Source organism: Fusibacter bizertensis (genome assembly GCF_029914245.1).
Taxonomy (GTDB): domain Bacteria; phylum Bacillota; class Clostridia; order Peptostreptococcales; family Acidaminobacteraceae; genus Fusibacter_C; species Fusibacter_C bizertensis.
Genome location: NZ_JARYZI010000007.1, coordinates 17,585 through 38,889, shown reverse-complemented (window position 1 = coordinate 38,889; position 21,305 = coordinate 17,585). Strand labels below are relative to the sequence as shown.

Sequence of the window (21,305 nt, the reverse complement as noted above, 5' to 3'; positions counted from 1 at the left end):
AAGTATTTAAAACTGCTTTCGGATAATCAGAAATTCTCAGTTTCGAAATAGTGATAGTTGAGACTATCTATAAGACATAATTTAAACTAGTGTCACCCGACTAAGTTCAAAAGGAGTATTCTACTATGTTAGGATAGTTGTATCTTTTTAATTTGGGTAATATTGTTTATTGCTCTCCCTATATGCTGTATTGTGTTATATGATATGCCTTGTAAGTTATAGTCAAGTCCGGTGTCTTCATAATAATAAATAATCATTGCTTATACTTGACAATCAAATTGCTCATTTAACTTACTGAAACTGTTGAATTCATCCAAGTAATTCTCATGCACAGTTTTTAACAATTTTACTAAGTAAGATAAATTATCTAAAGCCTCGTTATTCTTGGGATCGATTGCTAAAATATCTTTGTAGGTTGCAATAGCCTCCTCAAACTGGCCAATCGTCTTATAAGCTTTTGCTAATCTAAGATAATATTTAGTTGAAGTCTTTGTAATTTGATTTAAACTCATAATTACTTTCACATTTATTTCAATTGCTCTTTTGCTATAATCATTATTTTTGAACATTTTGTCAGATTCAGAAATCAATAATTCAACATCTGATTTTTTCATCTGATTCCTTTCCCTTATGCTTAAAATATTATCACTAATCACTGAATCGTATGAGAAACTAAGAGTAGAATTATCATCAAAAATTACGCGAATTATTTTACCATCATTTTGTATTACAACTCCATTTCCAAAACTTGTATGTGTAACTTCAGAACCATATTTATATTTAGCCCCAATACTTTCAACAGAAAGAATATCCTTTTTCATGTTCATAATTTTCTTTTGAACAACTGGTTTAATTATAGACTCTTTTTTTAAATTATTATCAGATTTTTTCTTGCTTTTTTCGGTATTATCGTTATTAGTTAATGTACTTTTTTTTTTACAATTATCTGATATGGTTGGAATGTTATGGTTTATTTGAATAATTTCACTTTTTTGAACATTTTCCACTAATGGTGTCAATTTTCTTTCTAAAACAATTTCAGTTTTTGATGAAATTTCAAGTTCAAAATAACTATCTACTTTTGTGGGTCTTTTTACTTCTTCTTTTCTTTTATAAATAGCCTTATTATTACAATATGGATAATTTGAACATCCGTAAAATTTCCCATAAATACCATTTCTCAGAACCATGTAATCGCCACAAGCAGAACATTTTATATTATCAATTGCTACTTGAACGTTAGAAATTTTATAATCGCAGTATGGATAATTCTTACATGATAAATAATCACCGAACTGGCTTTTCCTTTTAATTAAACTTTCCGAGCCACATAAAGGGCACGTTCTATTTAGAAATTCATATCCATCTTGTGCGTTTGTAAAATCATATTTTTCAATTTTTTTATCTTTGATTAATTCATTTACAAAAATAGATTCATTTTCTTTTTCACAAAATAAATAAACTTCATTTTTGCTTCTAGTAAGAGCAACATAGAACAACCTTCGTTCCTCTTCAAAAGGATATTCATCAAAATCATTAATAACGAATCGTAATATGGGATCATTTTCAATTTTATTCGGAAAACCGTTAATTTTATTATTTAGATTTAAAATAATGACAAGGTCAGCCTCTAACCCCTTAGATTTATGAACCGTTAAGAAATCAATTTTCATTGACGGTTTACTTTTGTATACTACTTTTCCTTCCTCCAACAATTCAAAAAAACCAGAAGAAATTATTGAATTAATACATGAATTTGTTCTACCAAGTAATAAAATCTTTGAATTATTAGCAACATAATTGTCTAGAACATTAATGAGTGCTTCTGCTTGACAGCCATTACTATGAACAATTAATTTTATGGGGTCATTAAGTTTTTTTATTGAAACAACTTTTTTATCGATTTGACGAGTATTTTTTAATATAAATTTTCTTGCGACATCTGCTAGTTCTTGGGAATTTCTGTAAGTATTTGGAATTTTAATAACTTCAGTTTTTCCAAAAAGAGTTTCAAAGTTATGCAATAGACTCACTTCTGATCCAGCAAACCTATAGATACTCTGCCAGTCATCACCGACTGCAATGATTTTACAATTTGATTTATCTTTTATTGCTTTTAGCAACTTGTAACGATTCATCGAAATATCTTGATATTCATCAATAATAATGTATTTATAATTAAGCTTTACTAAATCACATTGTACTGCTTTTATAGCATTATTTATTAAATCATTAAAATCATACTGATGCCTAGATGATAGCTGTGCACAATACTCATCGTAAACTGTTTCAATAATTGCCATTAATAATAATTCTCTTCTGTATGTGTAAATATTTGACTTACCCATATTTATTGCATTATTTAAATATCCAAAATAATTCGAATCATAATCATTTGATTTAAAAAGTTGGATAAAAGTTGTAATTGTTTTTGCTAAATTACTGATAAAGTTTGATTTTATTAATTCAGAAGCTATTTTAACCATTCTTTCATTATTATATTCTTGTACAATAATACCTTGGCTTTTTAATATTTCGTCGAGCTTTTCATATAAAATACCGTCACGATGATAAAAGCTATATGTTTCAATTAATTTTGTTCCATATTTTTTATGAATATTTCGCTTCCATGTTATTCCATCAATATAATTTTTTCGCTCAATTTCATTTTTGAGATGATTCGCTTTCATATCTTTATCAACGCCAAAATGTTCCAAATAAATATTGAAATCAGACAAATAAAAATCAGGTTTGTATTGGCGATGAGAAAGACTGGAAGTATCATATTCATAAGGTTTCTCGTACTCGTAATTTATGCCATGGAGAAATAAATAATTTGCAATTAATAGTTCTTCAAAGCTTTTAACACGTTCGCTCAAGTAAGTTGTCAAATTATTATTACTTAAATTACTCTTTATACAGTCATTAATGGACATAGCTCCTTTACTTTTGAGATCAGAATAAAGATCATTTTGGCACTCAAAATCAAGAGAATTAATACTGGGGTAATAGTATAATCCAATATATTTACTCAAATTTAATGAAAAATATTTATTGGTTTCCGATAATTTTCCTATTATTTTTTTAACGCTTAAAAAAAGTTCTTGATCATCAATATCTATTTTTCTACCAAGTGATTTGATTAGTATCTCACGTCCAAGTTTGTGAAATGTTGCTACTTTAATCTCTTGCCCAGTACTTTTAATTAATCGCTCACTTAGCTCATCCACAGCTTTATTTGTAAATGAAATTGCTAATATTTCATTTGAATAAATGCCTCTAAGCTCCATTAAATATTTTATTTTTCCAACTAATGTTAAAGTCTTTCCAGAACCAGCACCGCTGATTATCATATTGTTTTCTTCATCCGTAATAATTGCAATTCGTTGCATTTCATCTAAGCGATAACCATTAATATCATCGAAAAATTTTTTATTCATATTCAATTCATATTCAATAAATGCTTTATTATACATCATAATAAAATTGTCAAATTCAATTTGAAAATTTATAAATGATTTAATCTCATTCAGATCAAAATACTTTGAGTATAGATGCAAATTATTTTGTAAATCTGATAATACATTTGGGTTTCTATATTTATTAGCTTTAGATTCAGATAAATATTCTATTGGGGAATTATTAATCACTTTTAAAGCTTCTCTGATTTTAGTTACTGTATTTTCAATTTTTTCAAAGTTAATTTGTGCTAATTTACTCATTAGTTGATTAAATTTTTTAATACTCTTAATTGTTTCAACTGATTTTGAATATTTTATCGTTTTATCATATGTATCTTCAAATAACACTATAAATTGTAATCTTCTTTTTTTAGTCCAACGATATTTCCATTTGTATAAACTATTTGCTTTTCTAGATTCTTGCGTTAAGAGTAATATTAGCTCATTATGTTCATTTAATTTTGCTTCAATAAGTTCAGGCGACATTAAAACATTGCCTTTAAAGCCCTTCATTTCGTTGTATATATTTCTATATCGATAGACCATTTGATTTTTATTTTTATAAGTTCTACCTATATCAAAGATTGCATCAAACTCATTTTTCCATAATTCATACTTATCAGCCATCGTTGTTTTATCTTTATTTGACCAAATAATAAACGATGCAATCAGTAAAACAATAACTACAAATTCCATATAAAACATCTCCGATCCTCAACTGTAACTCCATATTTGGAAATTCATCTATCAAATTATAAAATATTTTTAATAATACTTAACCCAATATACCATAAATTGAAGTTACCACTATAGAATGTATTTTGATTATAAGCTGTTAGACGACGTTTATTTTTTTTCAAAAAATCATAAATTGAGATGGATTTTGATACTTTACAAAATCTCAATAGTTAATATATTATATAGAATTTTACCCATTTCGACTTTTTCATTTTCGCTAAAATTGTAAAAATCTGCATCATATTTACCTTTTGTCTCTTGTAAATGTACTCGATTTCTTAAATCACGTAATTTCTTTAGCATTGGATAATTTGAATGGTTAATTGAGAGTAATTTTTTTGATTCTATCTTTTTAATCATTGAATCTAAATCCATTCTCATTTCAAATTTAGGTACTTTTTTTAACACTTCAGTCGAAATTTTTATTTTCTCTCCGTCGACTAAGTATTTATTTGTCGTGAAAATTTTCTTACTCTCCCATTCTGACGATTTCCATTTTCCTTCTGATTTTATAAGATTGACAAATAGCCCTTCAACAATTCCCATTCCAGTAATGACATATGTTTTTCGTAACATACCATACATAACACTTGATAATTTCATTTCTTCTAATTGTTTATCAATATAATCAAGATATTGTAAGTTATTTGCAATGTTACATTCTAATTGATTGGCATTATTAATAGAGTGATCTAATATGATATATTCTTAATATCTATCCACGGATGTTGGATACCACCTATTTTTTACAATTATTCTTTTTTATTAATGTATTCATTTATTTACCTTTTATCTTATATTACTTTACTATTGTTGCCTTACGTTCAGCCGTTACCGTCACCTCAGAGACGGGAATGGCGTGATAGACGATGAAAATTAATGTTTATTATAAAGTGCAGTAATAAAATCCTTAATTAACTTGTTTTTTCTTTCTTCAATAAAATTTATATATTCTGTATGTTTGAAGGTTATTTGATTATGCATAAAACTTAACTCCGTTGAAGTAGGATAATTAAACTTTGCCAATTCTTCAATACTGTATGTCTTTTTAACACCACTATTGGAATCACTTGAGTATTCGTAATATGTTTTTTCTTTCTTAGCTCTATTATCATATTCTGGGATTAGTGTTATATTACATGGTGAAGAAATTAATAATTTACTACTGGAATTTACAACATTCTGAAATCGCTTTTTTGGTACAATATGATCAAAATCAAGTTTGTAATTGTCAAGTTTCGATAATCTACTACTTATAATACAATGATGAAATAGTTTAATCTCACTTGAAATAGGCGTTTTATTTCGCTCATGTTCATCACTAATCCAAGTATATAGAACAGTCTTTAAATCTTCTCTTCTAATTTCAGATAAATACTTTGAGTTAGCAACTTTTGAATTTAAATCTGTTCCATTCTCATCTATTACCATCGAATCAAGTAATGTATCACCTGAACCACTCCAAATACCTCTATAAATATCATTGAAATAGTGATATGGTAAATAAGACTTAAATTGCTTAATCTCTTTTCTAAATTTGTCGTTTTTTATAATCCCATTTTCTGTAACAGAATAGGATAGCCTAAATAGTGTAATAATATAAGAAGCTAACTGAAGTTCAGAATGCGCTCCCAAATCTTTTCCCTTAAAACTTATAAAATTAGATAATGAACTTTCTATTTCCTTAGAGATTGCAATGATCCCTTTCATTAATTCGTTGTAATCAATATTAGTATTTGTCATTTTGGACTGTAAAATATGCATGTTCTTGTTGCTTATATTAAAAATTCCAGCTAAAACAGTAAACCCAAGTGAGTCAACTTTTGAGTCATCTTTGGGATTGAACAAAAACTTAGTTTTATCTCCAATTAATTTTCCTAAAGCATAAGCATACTCAAATATGTTCACTTGCTTATTTTTTTTGAAACTTTCAATTGAAAAATCATTTATTTCAACTCCAGTTTCTTCCATAGAATTTTCATATTTTTTAATAACACATTCAATGATATCGCTATCCATATTGTTTAATAGGGTTGTGTGCCATTGAGCTGCAAAAACATCGTATTTCGATAATTTTGTACCTTTAGAATTCAACAAAGTAAAGACATCAGCTATTTCAGAATCATCTCCTGTATATACTATCGCTGGAATTTCAAAATTATCAATATTTAAAATATCCTCGACCTTTTTCAATAACTTGTATGTAAATCCGTGAATACTCGATTCCATATCTTCGCTTAAAAAAGATATATTTTTTATGAGTATCTTTGAAATTGCTGTTGATTTTTCATAAATTTCTAGATTACCTAGCTCTTTAATATTATCAACTATTAATTTGTTTGTTCTATTTATAAGATCAGTTCTTTGATGATCATTAAACATATTATAAGTTGTTTTTGCATCATTCGTAGCTGTCAGAATTGAAATCAAATCCTTTTCTGTTACTTCATCTGTTGTTAAATATTTAAATGGATTCATTTTGAAGTCTTTTAGTGTTGTAATGCGTTGTAAACCATCAATAATTTGATATTTATTTTTTGACTTTGTAAGCAATATGGCTCCTATTGGTAAGCCTCTTTTAATTGTATTTATAAGAGAATTTTTTTTTTCAGTTGACCATACTAAGCTTCTTTGAAATTTTGGAACGTTTACTCTATTATCAATTTCACTAAATTTTAAAACCTCTACTGTAAATTTATTCATTTTTATTGTCCTCCTCAAATTTTTTTAGTCTAACGGCAGGCGATAGCCGACGATTCCACGGTGCGCTTTAGAGCGCAAGTGGGATTGTTGGAAAGGCGTTGTTAAGTGATGTGGCACTTGTCCACATTGCTTCACAACGTCTTTAATGTGAAATGAAGCGAAGCACAATTTCACTTTATCTATATTCACCCCTTAAAAACCTCCCTAACATGCCAGTCCAGATACTGCCCCTGAGGAAGATAAATCCCTTCCCTTGGCTTCGCAATAACATTCTGATCATATCTCAATAGCCATTCTTCAAGCCCATGTGATCCATGTGCATGTTGTGAAGTAAGTAGCTTATGTTCCCCAGTGATGGTAAAAGCACCGAGATCAAAGAGTTTATGGTGCATGGCACAAAGGGCGATGCCGTTTGTCTCTATATCTGGTCCACCTGCTTGATGCCACTTGATATGCGCAGCTTCTATGCCAATGAGTTTATGCCCAAGTCTTACATTGAACCCACATACTGCACAGCTATAACCGTAAGCGATCAGGATTTTCTCGCGAAACTCTGGGTCTCGTTTCTTCACTTTTTTATAGGTATAACTTAGATCAAGTCCAACTGCGTCTAAGATTTCATCATGGATGGATTCTGGAAAATGTGTATCAAGAACCATCTGTGCGATCTTGATGATGAGGTTAGGATCATTCTTGAGTAAACGGTATACCTCATCACTAAACCCACCTGCAACTTGGTTATTTTTAAGCCATTTATCTTTGATATTGTTTCTATCTATCGACTCTGAAGGTATACTTAGTTGCCATATGTGATCACTGGTTAGCCTTACAAAAGGTTGCTCTGGATATTGACTTTTACGAAGTGGTCCGAAGTCGATAAGTAGCTTTCTTAGGTCTTCACCTGCTACGTTATAGTTCAACCATTGCTGATCTCTGTTTTGTAGCTTCGCGAGTGCATAAAGAATCAAAAGTGGTTTATGTGGTGCACGTTGATCGCCTTGTTTCCAGATATTCAGATGATTTATCGCATCTATAAGCTTCCGTTCGTTCATCTTTCCCCCATATATCAAACAAAAATCTTTGGGCATCGAGCCCTCAGATTCTGTCACAAGCAAGTTGTGACTTCAAAAAAAACCAACAACCCTTATCCATCCTACAGGACAAAGGTTATTGGTCTTTATAAAATTGTCTATGTATTGATACTCTCTGCTGATCTACGTGGATGAGTTCACCACATATCGCCATCTGTGTGTGTCCCATAACTTTCCCTCTATTTCTTTAAGTACTCTCTATTAATGTTTTCCAGTTCCACCAAATTTTCCAGTTCTACTTCGCTAAGTATACCATATTTGGAGGCTTTACGAAATGCTATTGCGTTATTTTTTAACAATTATATGGTTATCACATCTCCCTCTTGACAACTCCCCACAAAAATCCTAATATAATATCAAAAGATTCATTGAATGATTATTCAATCAATTAGATAATCAATTTACAAACTATCCAATTTAAACCTAATCAACCAACCACCTCACTCAACCAACAGGAGTACCCTATGGCAAGAAACACCACCAAAAACAACGAGATGCGAGACGCACGTCTCAAATCCATCAAAAAAGCAGCACTGACCCTGTTCGCCTCTAAAGGCGTCGCTGCAACGAAGATACAAGATATCGCAAAGGCGGCGGACATGTCGCAAGGGCTCATCTATCACTACTATCCCTCTAAAGAGGCGATCTACCTAGAGATGATGCACGAGTCACTTGATAAGATCATCGGTGCCGTGATGTCGCTTAAAGCCATGCCCTTATCTGCATCTGAGAAGATCAAGTTCGGCATCAGTGGACTGCTGGACATCATCGCAGATAATGAGGACTTTAGTCAGACCTCTCACCTCATCATGCAGACGGTTTTCATGGACATGCTCCCAGAGGATGAAAAATCAAAGATCAACCAAAAAAGAGATATCCCATACAGAGAGATAGAGGCTATACTCACCCAGGGACAACTAGATGGCACCATCTACGAAGGCGATGCCAAAGAGCTGGCGATCCTATTCTGGGTCACCATCAACGGGCTCTCGCTAGTAAAAGCCACTACCCTTGATTATTATGTCCAGCCTCAGGCTGAAACACTCTATCGACTATTTATAAAGGAGTAACCCATATGGCAAGTTTTAAAGGCAAATTCTTCGCACTAGTGATGCGCAACAGGCATCTATTAAAAGGAAAGCTTAAACCTGAAGTCATCACTCAAGAATCCTCCATCATCGAGATGCGGGCGAACATCCATAAGTCTGCCATGAAGATGGCGCGTAAAACGTCAGGGGTCAACGTGACGCCTGCTAACTATACTGGTCTTTATGCCGAATGGCTCACCCCTGACGGCGCACCTGATGACAAAATGATCCTTTATTTCCACGGCGGTGGTTTCGTCTCAGGGAACGCCGAAGACCACCGTAACATCGTCTCAAAGTTTGTGAGACGCATAAGTGTCAAAGCACTTGTGTTTGACTATCGCCTTGCACCGGAGCATCCCTTCCCTGCAGCGATGAACGACAGTGTCGAGATCTACAAGTGGCTACTAGAAAAAGGCTATGCGCCAGAGCATATCTTCTTCGCAGGAGACTCTGCTGGTGCGGGGCTTCAGTTTAGCTGTCTGCTCAAATTAAAGGAACTGGGCATCGCCCTACCAAAAGCAGTGATCGCCATGTCCCCATGTGTGGATATGACCATCTCAGGCGAGTCGCATGCCACAAGGCTTGAAGAGGACCCTTGTACCCCTATCGGGTCTACTGAAACATGGCTCGGTTACTATGTCGGTGATGGCGATCCTAAAGATCCATTGATGTCACCTGTGTTCGCTGACTTAAGCGGCTTACCCCCTATGATGATCCAGGTCGGTGATCACGAGACACTCCTCAGTGATTCACTCACTCTAGCTAAAAACGCTGAAAAAGCTGGCGTAGACGTGACGCTCCACGTATGGGATGAGATGTTCCACTGTTTCCCGCTTTTATCCCCTATGTTTAAAGAAGCGCTCCTCGCCATGGATGAAATCAACGACTTTATCTGGAAACACATAAAAGCCTAGTTAACCACAGCTGATCAAATGATAGATTAAAGGAGCCGTTTATGAAACTTTCTGACGCACAAATAGAACAAGAACTTACCGATTTATTGTCTCGCCACTGCCTTGAGGACATCGCACGTTACGTCATCTCAGCTAACCCCTCTCAAAAACTTTCAGTTTGTCTTGGTAAAGTTGGAAAACCAGCATTAGTAGAGCGTGCGATGCTACTTGAAATTGCAAATTATGATACGCTGAAAAAGGCAGAACTCGTCAAGGTACTACTCACACACTATCAAGAGCCTAAAGTGATCATGGAGATCGTCACTTGGTCGACACCTGATGAAAAGCGTATCCTTAAAGAGCTAATGACAGGTATTTCTTTATATCTCTCTAAAACGGAAATCGTATCTGTCTATATCGATCTCAAGTTCTTACTCAGTACTGGGCTTGTTCATGTCTTTGAAGTTGAAGGTGAATATGTGCTTAAGCTTCAAGAGGAGATCAGAGACAAACTACTTGCACTGAACTGGAAAACGGTAGAAAGAGCTAGTGCACAGGCAGTTGAAGTGGTAAAATATGGCGCTGCATCAACATCTCTTTACGGTGCCCTTCCCATAGCAAAGCTGTATGAGCTTTACGCTGACTACCATCAAGGCGAAGCCCTTATACCCAAAACGAAGTTTAAGAAATTACTATCCGGGGCCATGATTAGACCACAAACCTACTGGACCGATGGGCAGTACCTTTATGCGGATTATTTTGATGTAGAAGAGCTCGATGCGTTAGTCACACTTTATGCGTTAAATGATGGTGAAGACCTAGAGGGGTCTATTCTTCTAGAGATCCTGAGAAGCAATAAACCCTATTATCGTCCTGACCTAGATACTTTTCTTAAGTATGCTGAGCCTGACTATGAACCTGAAAACCTTAAGCTTGATGATCTGATGAAGTTCCTTAAAAAGTTTGGCACATTAAAACCAGATATTTGGGATGATCTGCGCGACGAAATCTTATATACCGTAGAGTTTGGCAATTTACAAGAGACCCTAGCCGCACTAGAGTCTTTTGGCATCCGCTTTAAATCACGAGGGGACATCGATAAATTTATCAAGTTTTATACCGAAGTGGTCAACCATACCCGCATATGGGTGAACCGTGGTTATACGCCAGTTGAACTTCGAAAACTTACCACACCGTCAGCTACACCATCAGCTACATCAACTACTATACCAATGCGTAACGGTTATGATGGCGGCTCGGTGAATGCTTCTGACCTTCCCACTAAAAAAGTCGGTCGCAATGAACCCTGTCCATGTGGCAGTGGGAAAAAGTACAAAAGATGTTGTGGTGCAAACTAGTGCATGATCAGATGCACCGTAACTGAAAAAAAAAAAAAATAGAACCTTAGAGTAGAATCACTACTTCAAAGGTTCTATTTTTATCTATTATGTCTTTTGCCCCAAATATGTAAATCCTTTTTCTACTTGTTAAGCTCACGCAGGGACTTGATCTCTGCCTTTACTTCTTCCTCAATTTGATCCATGCGCTTTAAGGAAATGTTCGTTTTAACAATGGTATAGATCAGTATCCCCATAAATCCCAATACCATCATAACGGCTATCACTGGGAACCATGATTCTAGCCACAGTGTATCCGTTCTCCCACTAGAGAGCATGTCAAAGTTAATCAACCTCGCTATTATTTCCATCCCCCAATTCCCCCTATTGCCTTAAGCATACTATAACGCACCTAGCACCTCAATAAAATAAATTATCACAAATCTTACTTTTTCAAAAGCTAGTTGCTTTATATGCGTGTAACTATTGGAATTGTAATGACTACAAAGCCTTCAGACTGATACACTTAGTATCTTTATTCTCAAAAAGGTATATAATTAAAGATAATAACATTTACTTTTCTAAAAATTTGTGAAATAAAATATGAGTACCATTACAAGTATGAAATTAATATGTCACTTAACTTAACACTTAATAGATCCTAAATAGGAGAAACTATGGAAGTCCCAAATGAAATGACTACAGTAAAGGGCAACAATGAAAACTTCCCCATCGTAGGGATAGGCGCTTCAGCAGGTGGCCTTGCTGCATTTGAAGCGTTCTTTACAGGCATGCCCCAGGACAAAGACCCTAACATGGCTTTTATATTGGTTCAGCACCTTGCGCCAGATCATAAGAGTATCTTAACTGAAATTATCAAACGGTTTACAAAGATGCAAGTCTTTGAAGTAGAAGATGGGATGACGGTTAAACCCAATTGTGCTTACATCATCCCACCCAATAGAGATATGGCATTTTTAAATGGGTCACTTCAACTTTTTGAGCAATCTACACCTAGAGGGCAACAAATGCCTATCGATCTTTTCTTTCGTTCACTTGCATCAGACTTACATGAACGGGCGATCTGTATCATCCTGTCGGGAACTGGTAGTGACGGCACTTTAGGTCTACGTGCTATTAAAGCTGAAGGTGGCATGGCCATCGCTCAGAGTCCAGATACTACAGAATACGATGGTATGCCAATGAGCGCTATCTCTACTGGACTAGTGGATTATCAGTTGCCTCCAATCGATATGGCAAAACAACTGATTACTTATGTAGCACATGCCTATAGACATCCAATGCATCATGAAGCAGATCTTCAGCCCAAAGAAGAAAACTTCCTCAAAAAAGTATTTATTCTTCTGCGTACACAAACCGGTCATGATTTTTCGAAGTATAAACCGAGTACCATTAACAGACGTATCGAGAGAAGACTTGCTGTTCATCAGATAGAAAACATAGAGTTATACGTGAAATTTTTACAGCAAACGCCTGATGAAGTTGACGCACTTTTTCGTGATCTACTGATTGGCGTAACTGCTTTTTTTAGAGACAAAGACGCCTATAAAAAGTTAGAAGAAGATGTGATTCCTAAAATTCTTGAAGGAAAAGCAACTGGCTCTAATATCAGGGTCTGGTGTACTGGCTGCTCCACTGGAGAAGAAGCATATTCTATAGCGATCTTGCTTTATGAAAGCATGGAAAAACTTAAGAAAAACTTTAACGTCCAAATCTTTGCCACCGACATCGATGGTCATGCAATTTCCATCGCAAGAGCTGGGCTATATCCTCATAGTATAGATCAGGACCTCACGCCAGATCGGCTCTCAAGATTTTTCACAAAAGAACCTGGCTCAAATGATTTTCGCATCAACAAAACCATAAGAAGTATGCTCATCTTTTCTGAGCAAAGTGTCATCAAGGATCCACCATTTTCAAAACTAGACTTAATCTCATGTAGAAACCTTCTGATTTATCTGAGCAGTACGCTCCAAAAAAAGGTTATCCCTCTATTTCACTATGCGCTTAATCCCAAAGGGGTACTCTTCTTGGGGAGTTCTGAAACCATAGGTGATTTTGACACTTTATTTGATGCTTTGGATCGTAAGCTCAAAATTTACCAACGTAAAACCGACTATAAAGGGAACCAAACAGCAGCGCTCAATCAGATACTGACACAAAAAGAGGAACTAGATACTGCATCGCAGCCAAAAACTACAAAAACAACTGCCTTAGTAAAAACACCTCTTAAGGATTTGACTGAACAAGCCATTTTAAGAGAGAGTACCATGGCTGGTATCTTGATCAATGATCATGGTGACATATTGTACCTTCACGGCAGAACAGGTATGTACTTAGAGCCTAGTCAAGGGATTAGTGGTATCAATAACATCATAAAGATGGCACGTGAAGGATTAAAGCGAGACCTTACTCTAGCACTTCATAAAATCAAAGTAAAAAAAGAGACAGTTCGTATCACTGACATCAACGTTAAAACCAATGGTCACTTTACCAAGGTCAATATGACCATGAAACATGTCGCTGCTGGACTTATAGATGCAGATGACAAACCAAATTTCATCGTATTACTTGAAGAATCAAAAGTACAAACCACTACAGAAGAGTTAAAAAGCGATACCGGAGAGCCTGGTGCTGATTTATATACAAATATAGAAGAACTCAAAGCTGAATTACTGATAAAAGAAGAGTACCTTCAAACTGCTAATGAGGAGCTTGAGACTTCTAACGAAGAACTCAAATCCTCAAATGAAGAGATGCAGTCTGTTAACGAAGAACTCCAATCTACCAACGAGGAACTTGAAACTTCAAAAGAAGAACTTCAATCCATCAACGAAGAACTATCCACTGTTAACACAGAGCTACAAACTAAAGTTCACGACTTGCTACAAGTTAACAACGACATGAACAACCTGCTTGCAGGAACCAATATCGCAACGATTTTCCTTGACTATCAACAGAACATCTTACGCTTCACACCAAAATCTAACGAGATCATCAACCTGATCTTAAGTGATGTGGGGCGCCCAATAGCACACATTGTTTCTAATTTAATCGATTATAAACAGTTAAGTTCTGATGTTAAGGCAGTACTTGATACCCTTGTCCCTAAGAAAATTCAAGTTCAATCATCTGATGGGAAATGGTATGAGATGCTTATTCAGCCATACCGCACTAGTGAAAATGTGATAGAAGGAACAGTGCTAACTTTTATAGACATTACCGATACTAAAACTGCTAAAGACTTACTGGCGATTTCTGAGATGAACTATCGCAGCTTATTTGAAAACGCTAAGGAAGGCATCCTTGTCTTAGATGGCGATACTGGCAAAATCAAAAACGTAAATCCATTTCTAATTGATTTACTTGGTTTTTCCGAAAAAGAAATGCTTGAAAAAGAAATTTGGGATATTGGATTTTTTAAAGATATCATATCAAGTAAAGAAACCTTTTCAAAACTTAAAGATACAGCCTATATCCGATATGATGACTTACCTCTTGAAACTGCTTCTGGGGAAAAGATTGAGGTAGAGTTTATAAGCAATGCTTACGATATCGGTCGCAACAAAATCATACAGTGCTTTATCAGAGATATTGCTAGCCGAAATAAAGATTAATTTGCTTAAAAACAAATAGTGATGTGAAGCAAAAACGATGTTTGGAAATTGAGGTGTACCATGAGTAAAAAAGACCTGCGCTTGATGGCGGAGAATAAGCTAATCTCTAATGATGCCCTAAACAACGAAAATATCGATGAACTTTCTCTAAAAGCAGTTGAATTAATCATACACGATCTAAAAGTCCATCAAATAGAACTTGAAATGCAAAACGAGGAATTAAAACGAATACAAGATGAACTAGACGATGCCAAAATTCATTATTTTGATCTTTATGATCTAGCACCTGTTGGCTATCTTATTGTTGCTAAAAACGGATTGATCCTAGATTCAAATCTTACTGCAGCGGATATGCTCGGTCATGATAGAAGCGATCTCATTAACCACAAATTCTCACAGTACATCTATAGAGAAGATCAAGATACTTATTATTTACTTAGAAATAAGCTGTTTTCATCACTCGAATCTCAAGAATGTGAGCTGCATATGACTAGAAATGATGGTACTAAATTTTGGGTAAATATCAAAGTAACACTGTCAACTGTCCAAGGTCAATCAACATGTAGACTCATTTTCAGCGATATTTCTCGACGCAAAGAAATTGAACAGACATTGTTTGATAGTAAAGAAAAGTACAAATCTTTAGTGATGTCCATGGATCAAGGCTTGGCACTTCTTGATATCGTACTTGATGAAGAGGGTAATCCTGAAGACTATATATTTGTGGATATAAACGATAGTTTTACAAGGCTGCTTGGGCTTACACCCGAGATGTGTATTGGCAAAAAAATCAAAGAAGTTATGCCAACTAATAGAGAATTTTGGATGAATATCTTTGGAAAAGTCGCACTCAAGGGTAAACCAAATTATTATGAAAATCATCTAGAGACCACTGGGAAGTACTACTCCACTTATTCGTATTCGCCTAATAAATATCAAGTGGCAGTGTTAATATCAGACATAGATGATCGCATCAAGCGAGAAGAACAAATTAATTACTTGAGTTATCATGATCAATTAACAGGACTTTATAACCGACGTTTTTATGAAGAAGAATTAAAAAGGCTCAATACAGATCGAAACTTACCTCTCACCATCGTTATGGGAGATCTCAACGGCCTGAAACTGATCAATGATTCCTTTGGTCATATCGTTGGAGATGAAATCCTTAAAAGAGCCGCTGAATCAATCAATCAAGGCTGTCGAATAGATGATATCATCGCAAGAATAGGCGGTGATGAATTTATCATCATACTGCCTAATACTGATGAAATAGATGCTGAACACGTCATTGCACGTATCAATGAATTTTCGTCAAAGTGTAAAGTACAGGAACTAGCCCTCTCTATCTCATTTGGATTTAGCACCAAGATATCAATGGAACAAACAATAGAGGATATCTTTAGAATTGCTGAGGATAACATGTATAGACACAAACTCTATGAAAGTGCTAGCATCAAAAACAAGATGGTTTCTCTTATTATGAACACACTATATGAGAAGAACCCTAGAGAACAACTTCACTCCAAAAGAGTCAGTGCCATCTGTGAAACAATAGCACATAGTATGAACTTTAGCAGTGATAATATAGCACTTATCAAAATTGCAGGTTTGATGCACGATATTGGCAAGATAGGGATCAATGAAAAGGTCCTCAATAGTACTGAAAAACTCAGCGATGATGAATGGAAAGAAATTCAAAGGCACCCAGAAGTCAGTTATCGAATCCTAAATTCATGCAATGAATTTTCAGAGATCGCGAACTTTGCACTAGAACATCATGAAAGATGGGATGGACGAGGCTATCCAAAAGGACTTAAGGGAGAAAAAATATCAGTTCAAGCAAGAATTATCGCCATCGCAGATTCCTTTGATGCCATGACAAGTGAACGAACATACAAAGATGTACTAAGCTACAAAGATGCCATACAAGAAATCAAAGATAACGCAGGAACCCAGTTTGACCCAACCATAGCATTGCTCTTCGTAAGCCAGTTCACATAAGAAAAACAGCTCCCTTCATAAAAATTTTCGAGCAAATCCGCAGGGTTTACCCCGAGGACTTCTTTGCAGAGAAAATTCTTTATGAAGGGAGCTGTTTGTATGTCAAACGCATAAATTTAAGAAGGCATAGAAATCTGATACAAATCCTTAAGCGCCTCTATATCTAGCATCGAAGCCGCCGCCAAGTCTATAATCGCCGTCACACTTGGATGTAACTGTAAAACTGAAGCAGGAAGCTCAGGTGTGATGTTGCCACTAAGCATCTTCTTGATGGCTTCGCCCTTTTCTTTACCTGAAGCAAGTAAGATGATGCTTCTTGATTGCATGATGGTTTTAACGCCCATACTGATCGCAAGGGTCGGTACCATAGAGATATCATCAAAGAAACGTGCGTTATCTTCGATGGTTTGTTCATCTAGTTTTACCACGTGTGTACGTGCTTCAAACTTGAGATCTGGTTCGTTAAAACCTATATGTCCATTACGACCGATCCCTAGAACTTGTAGATCGATACCACCTTTTGAGGTGATGTTCTTATCATAGTTATATGACTCAGCAGCGATATCCTCAGCGACACCTGAAGGGATAAATTGACGCTCTACTGGTAAATCTACTTTAGTAAAGAAATTCTCTTGCATAAAGCGCCAATAGCTCTGTGGATGTTCCTTTTCTAGGCCCACATATTCATCTAAATTAAAAGCGGTAGCAGATTGAAAAGAAATCATTCCTTCATTGAAAAAGCGAATCAATTCTTTGTAAAGTCCCATGGGTGTAGAACCAGTTGCAAGTCCAAGTACGCTGTTTGGTTTGTTTAAAATTTGCGCCACAAAAAGGTGTGCCGCCTTTCGGCTCATCTCTTCGTAATCTTTTACTATTATAATATTCATTGGTGCCTCCTAATTTAATATGCCATGCACATAGACTTTTTTGACTTCCATCTCACCATCTAAAAGAACGATATTTGCAAGTTTTCCAACTTCCAGACTTCCCATTGACTCACCTAGTCCTATAAGTTTCGCAGGGTTACCACTTAACATTTTCACAATTTCTACTAATTCTAAATCTGAAAATTTCAAAAGATTTTTTAGCGCTTGCCCCGTACTGAGCACACTCCCAGCAAGTGTACCATCTTCTAGACGACAGCTATTGTCTTTCATGATCACCTTCTGACCGCCGAGGTCATAGTCCCCCTCAGGCATCAGTGCAGCACGCATCGCATCAGTGATAAGCACTGTTTGATCTGTCCCTTTAAGTTTGATAAATGGTCCTACAAATCCCGGATGAATATGGATCCCATCTGCAATGAGGTCCATCGTAAAAGGTTTAGCTAAAACTGCTCCTACCACGCCTGGTTTACGGTGATGTAGCCCTGTCATCGCGTTAAAGCAATGTGTAACATGATGTACACCTTCATCATATGCTGCTATTGCAGTTTCATAATCACTTCCCGTATGTCCCATAGAAAGTACGACACCTGTATTCTTCATCTCCTTGATAAAAGCAAAATTCTCATCCATCTCTGGTGCTAGCGTGATCATCTTGACGATATCAAGATGTGGCGCAATCCAAGTCTTAGTCGGTTTTTGTATATGTTCTATCGCCTGAGCACCTTTAAAGATAGGATTGATAAAAGGCCCTTCTAGGTGAACACCTACAACCATTGCACCTGCAGGTTTTTCGGCTAAAGTACACGCTGTCTGATGCGCAATATAACCTCTCGTCTCATCAAGCGACTTTTCAATCAAAGATTGTGCCATGGTCATAGTCGTCGCTAAAAAAGCTGTAGTGCCTGTTTTGACGATACCCTTTGCGATACCGTCTATCGCTTCAAAAGAACCATCCATCACATCGTGTCCACAGGCACCATGTATATGGATATCTACAAAACCAGGAACCAGTGTACCTTCGCACGTGATCACTTCAATTTCCTCATCACCGATAGTCAAACGCTTTGCGAAGTTTTCACTAGATTCTATGGCCTTGATATTCTCATCAAAAACCAATACATGGTCCTCTAAAATTTTATTTCCTATGACGATTTTTGCACCTTTTATTGCTTTCATTTACTCACCTCTTTATCTCTGATAGCTCTAGTACGCTATTTTAAAAACTGCTTTTTTCACTTTTGCAGGTTCACTTACCTTGACACATGGCTTATGCCCTTCATTTGGAAAAAAGATCGCAAACATATCTTGCTTCATATGAAGCGGCGCATATGCACCATTAAAAAACTGGATGTCTTTTTCACTGCTATACTCTGTTGTCGGTTCAAGGTCACTTTTAACTGCATAACCCATAATCTCTTCTCCACTAATCACCCATTGAAGGTCCATATAGCGTTCATGTGTTTCCATCAGTGCTTCTTCAGCATCTTTTGTCATATACTCTTGGATCAAGTAAAAAAGAGCCCCCTCTTCAACTTCGTATTTCCCCACTTCTTTATCTACCACGTTCCCGTTAGTGATCAATGCTATGGCCTTATCAAGTCCTGGATATAAGCCCATATACTTTCCTAAATTCTCAATTTTATCAAAAATCATAATTTATGCTCCCTATTTGACTCTATTTACTTAATACATCTTCATCGTCACTGCTTCAGCTGCTTCTTTCTTAATACGCTGTGCCTTGTCCATATCTTTCATGATATAACCGGTACAAAGTAGATCTATGACAAAAAGTTGTGATACTTTCCCCACCATAGAACCACCATCTAAGGGGTTTTCTTTACCAGATGTCAGAAGTACTATATCTGAAAGTTTTGTAAGTGGTGAACGTACATAGCTAGTAATGGCAATTACTTTAGCTTTATTTTCCTTTGCTTTCTCCACAGAATCTACGATATCTTTGGTACTGCCAGTGATACTGATCGCGATGATAAGCGTCCTCTCACTAGCTGAACACGATCGCATGATCTGAAAATGTGGATCGATGACGACCTGGACATTTTTGCCGACTCGCATGAGTTTACTTTGTAAATCCAGTGCAGTCAACCCAGAATGCCCTACGCCATATACTATGATTTCATCATAGCTGTCTATCCAGTCTATCGCCTTTTTAAGTAGTCCTTCATCAACTGCATCAAAAGTATCTTCAATCGCTTTTAATGTGTTGTTCTTTATCCTATTGATAAGATGATCTTCGTCTTGCTGTGTAGCCTTGACTACTGAAAGCTCTTGAGCAATTGCAAGTTTAAAATCTTGATAGCCGTTAAAGCCAATCTTTCTACAAAACCTCAAGATGGTTGCTTCTCCAACTGCGCATCGCTCAGAGAGTTCTGTGAGCGAGTTATACATCACAGTTTCTAGATGCTCTTTTATATAGTCATAGAGTTTTAGCTCTGATTTTGTATAATTCGGTTTGAACTGATCCATGTTGAAGGATACTTTTATGTTATTGAGCTTATTGGTCATTTTATTGGTCCTTCCTTTGCTCCTATCGGCACTTCTATTGCATCGACAAATTTCTTTGTAATCAGTTGCGGTCTTGTAATTGCACTACCAACCACTACTGCATATGCGCCAAGTTCAAGAGCGTGTTTGGCTTTTTCAGGCGTATCAAAATTGCCTTCTGCTATGATTTTAGTTTTTATAACTTTGGTGAGTGATTTTAATGTATCAAATGGATGAGCACCGAGTGAAGACGCAGTATATCCTACCAAGGTTGTAGCTATAAGATCAAACCCAAGTTCTTCGGCTAACTTTGCCTCATCTATTGTAGATATATCAGCCATAAAAAGTTGGTCCGGGTATCGTTTTTTGACTTCTAAAAACAGTTGTCTTAACGATACACCGTTTGGTCTAACACGATCCGTCGCATCAAGGGCAATGATATCCACACCGACATCTATAAGTGCTTCGATTTCTTTAATCGTAGGGCTAATCACTACTTTAGAATCGGGATAATCTGATTTGATGATACCGATGATTGGCAGGTTGACTTGAGCTTTTATCGCAATAATATCAGCTATAGTATTTGCTCTTATAGCACTTGCACCACCTATTTCAGCAGCTCTCGCCATCTTCGCCATGATTTCTGAACCATAAAGGGGTTCATCTTCAAGTGCTTGACAAGAAACAATTAGTTTATGTTTAATTTCTTCGAAAACTGTCAAACGCTTCACCTCTTTCGTCCATGATTACACGCTACTCACAAGCGAGATTATCTATATCTTCATCTTAACCAACGATGAATATGAAGTCAATAACTTTTTGGAGTTATTATTCTTAATTTCGATGTTTTTTGGAGTGTATCTCCATATAGAACGCATTCGATTTTAATCATGATTAATTCCATAATCGCACGACTCAGTTACACGCTTATGCTTATGCTTCAATGATTACCTAGTTATGACT

15 protein-coding genes are annotated in these 21,305 nt (G+C 35.7%); 5 read left to right on the top strand and 10 right to left on the bottom strand.

Going from position 1 to position 21,305, the window contains the following annotated elements:
* Positions 1-260 precede the first annotated feature (260 nt).
* The 4 genes from QE109_RS11205 to QE109_RS11190 all read right to left on the bottom strand — a co-directional run bounded on the left by QE109_RS11205 (position 261) and on the right by QE109_RS11190 (position 7,954).
* Positions 261-4,157, bottom strand: a complete 3,897-nt coding sequence (locus QE109_RS11205; RefSeq protein ID WP_281094607.1) for a UvrD-helicase domain-containing protein — start codon at positions 4,155-4,157, stop codon at positions 261-263.
* Positions 4,158-4,352: 195 nt separating this feature from the next.
* Entirely contained in the window at positions 4,353-4,802 is a 450-nt protein-coding gene (locus tag QE109_RS11200) for a hypothetical protein (protein WP_281094606.1), read from the bottom strand.
* A 273-nt stretch (positions 4,803-5,075) separates the two neighbouring features.
* Entirely contained in the window at positions 5,076-6,902 is a 1,827-nt protein-coding gene (locus QE109_RS11195) for a DUF262 domain-containing protein (RefSeq protein ID WP_281094605.1), read from the bottom strand.
* A gap of 185 nt (positions 6,903-7,087) precedes the next feature.
* A complete protein-coding gene (locus QE109_RS11190; RefSeq protein WP_281094603.1) occupies positions 7,088-7,954 on the bottom strand; it encodes a phosphorothioated DNA-binding restriction endonuclease in 867 nt (288 codons plus the stop codon).
* 503 nt (positions 7,955-8,457) lie between these two features.
* On the opposite strand from QE109_RS11190, the gene QE109_RS11185 reads away from it, so the two are divergent.
* Genes QE109_RS11185 through QE109_RS11175 form a run of 3 tightly spaced genes read left to right on the top strand, consistent with a single transcriptional unit; the run spans position 8,458 to position 11,332 of the window.
* Positions 8,458-9,063 carry a TetR/AcrR family transcriptional regulator gene (locus tag QE109_RS11185; protein ID WP_281094601.1) on the top strand — a complete coding sequence of 202 codons (606 nt, stop codon included), beginning with the start codon at positions 8,458-8,460 and terminating at the stop codon, positions 9,061-9,063.
* 5 nt (positions 9,064-9,068) lie between these two features.
* Positions 9,069-9,995 (top strand): alpha/beta hydrolase, encoded by a 927-nt coding sequence (locus QE109_RS11180; protein WP_281094599.1) that lies wholly within the window; start codon positions 9,069-9,071, stop codon positions 9,993-9,995.
* Positions 9,996-10,036: 41 nt separating this feature from the next.
* Positions 10,037-11,332 carry a YecA family protein gene (locus tag QE109_RS11175; RefSeq protein ID WP_281094597.1) on the top strand — a complete coding sequence of 432 codons (1,296 nt, stop codon included), beginning with the start codon at positions 10,037-10,039 and terminating at the stop codon, positions 11,330-11,332.
* 122 nt (positions 11,333-11,454) lie between these two features.
* Here the strand turns inward: QE109_RS11175 and QE109_RS11170 are convergent, their stop codons facing one another.
* Positions 11,455-11,682 (bottom strand): hypothetical protein, encoded by a 228-nt coding sequence (locus QE109_RS11170; RefSeq protein WP_281094595.1) that lies wholly within the window; start codon positions 11,680-11,682, stop codon positions 11,455-11,457.
* A gap of 306 nt (positions 11,683-11,988) precedes the next feature.
* On the opposite strand from QE109_RS11170, the gene QE109_RS11165 reads away from it, so the two are divergent.
* Both QE109_RS11165 and QE109_RS11160 read left to right on the top strand, forming a co-directional pair.
* The gene (locus tag QE109_RS11165; protein ID WP_281094594.1) at positions 11,989-14,949 is read left to right on the top strand and encodes a chemotaxis protein CheB; all 2,961 of its coding nucleotides are present in this window, start codon (positions 11,989-11,991) and stop codon (positions 14,947-14,949) included.
* A gap of 60 nt (positions 14,950-15,009) precedes the next feature.
* Positions 15,010-16,953: a sensor domain-containing diguanylate cyclase/phosphohydrolase gene (locus QE109_RS11160; RefSeq protein ID WP_281094593.1), complete on the top strand. Its 1,944-nt coding sequence runs from the start codon at positions 15,010-15,012 to the stop codon at positions 16,951-16,953.
* Positions 16,954-17,069: 116 nt separating this feature from the next.
* On the opposite strand, the gene nagB is transcribed toward QE109_RS11160, so the two are convergent.
* The 5 genes from nagB to QE109_RS11135 are packed head-to-tail and all read right to left on the bottom strand — an operon-like array spanning position 17,070 to position 21,064.
* On the bottom strand, positions 17,070-17,840 hold the full coding sequence (gene nagB, locus QE109_RS11155; protein ID WP_281094591.1) for a glucosamine-6-phosphate deaminase: 771 nt from the start codon (positions 17,838-17,840) through the stop codon (positions 17,070-17,072).
* Positions 17,841-17,849: 9 nt separating this feature from the next.
* A complete protein-coding gene (gene nagA, locus QE109_RS11150) occupies positions 17,850-19,016 on the bottom strand; it encodes an N-acetylglucosamine-6-phosphate deacetylase (protein ID WP_281094589.1) in 1,167 nt (388 codons plus the stop codon).
* A 27-nt stretch (positions 19,017-19,043) separates the two neighbouring features.
* Entirely contained in the window at positions 19,044-19,493 is a 450-nt protein-coding gene (locus QE109_RS11145) for a YhcH/YjgK/YiaL family protein (RefSeq protein ID WP_281094588.1), read from the bottom strand.
* A 30-nt stretch (positions 19,494-19,523) separates the two neighbouring features.
* On the bottom strand, positions 19,524-20,363 hold the full coding sequence (locus QE109_RS11140) for a MurR/RpiR family transcriptional regulator (RefSeq protein ID WP_281094587.1): 840 nt from the start codon (positions 20,361-20,363) through the stop codon (positions 19,524-19,526).
* Entirely contained in the window at positions 20,360-21,064 is a 705-nt protein-coding gene (locus tag QE109_RS11135; protein ID WP_281094586.1) for an N-acetylmannosamine-6-phosphate 2-epimerase, read from the bottom strand. The genes QE109_RS11140 and QE109_RS11135 overlap by 4 nt, the downstream gene beginning before the upstream one ends.
* Positions 21,065-21,305 lie beyond the last annotated feature (241 nt).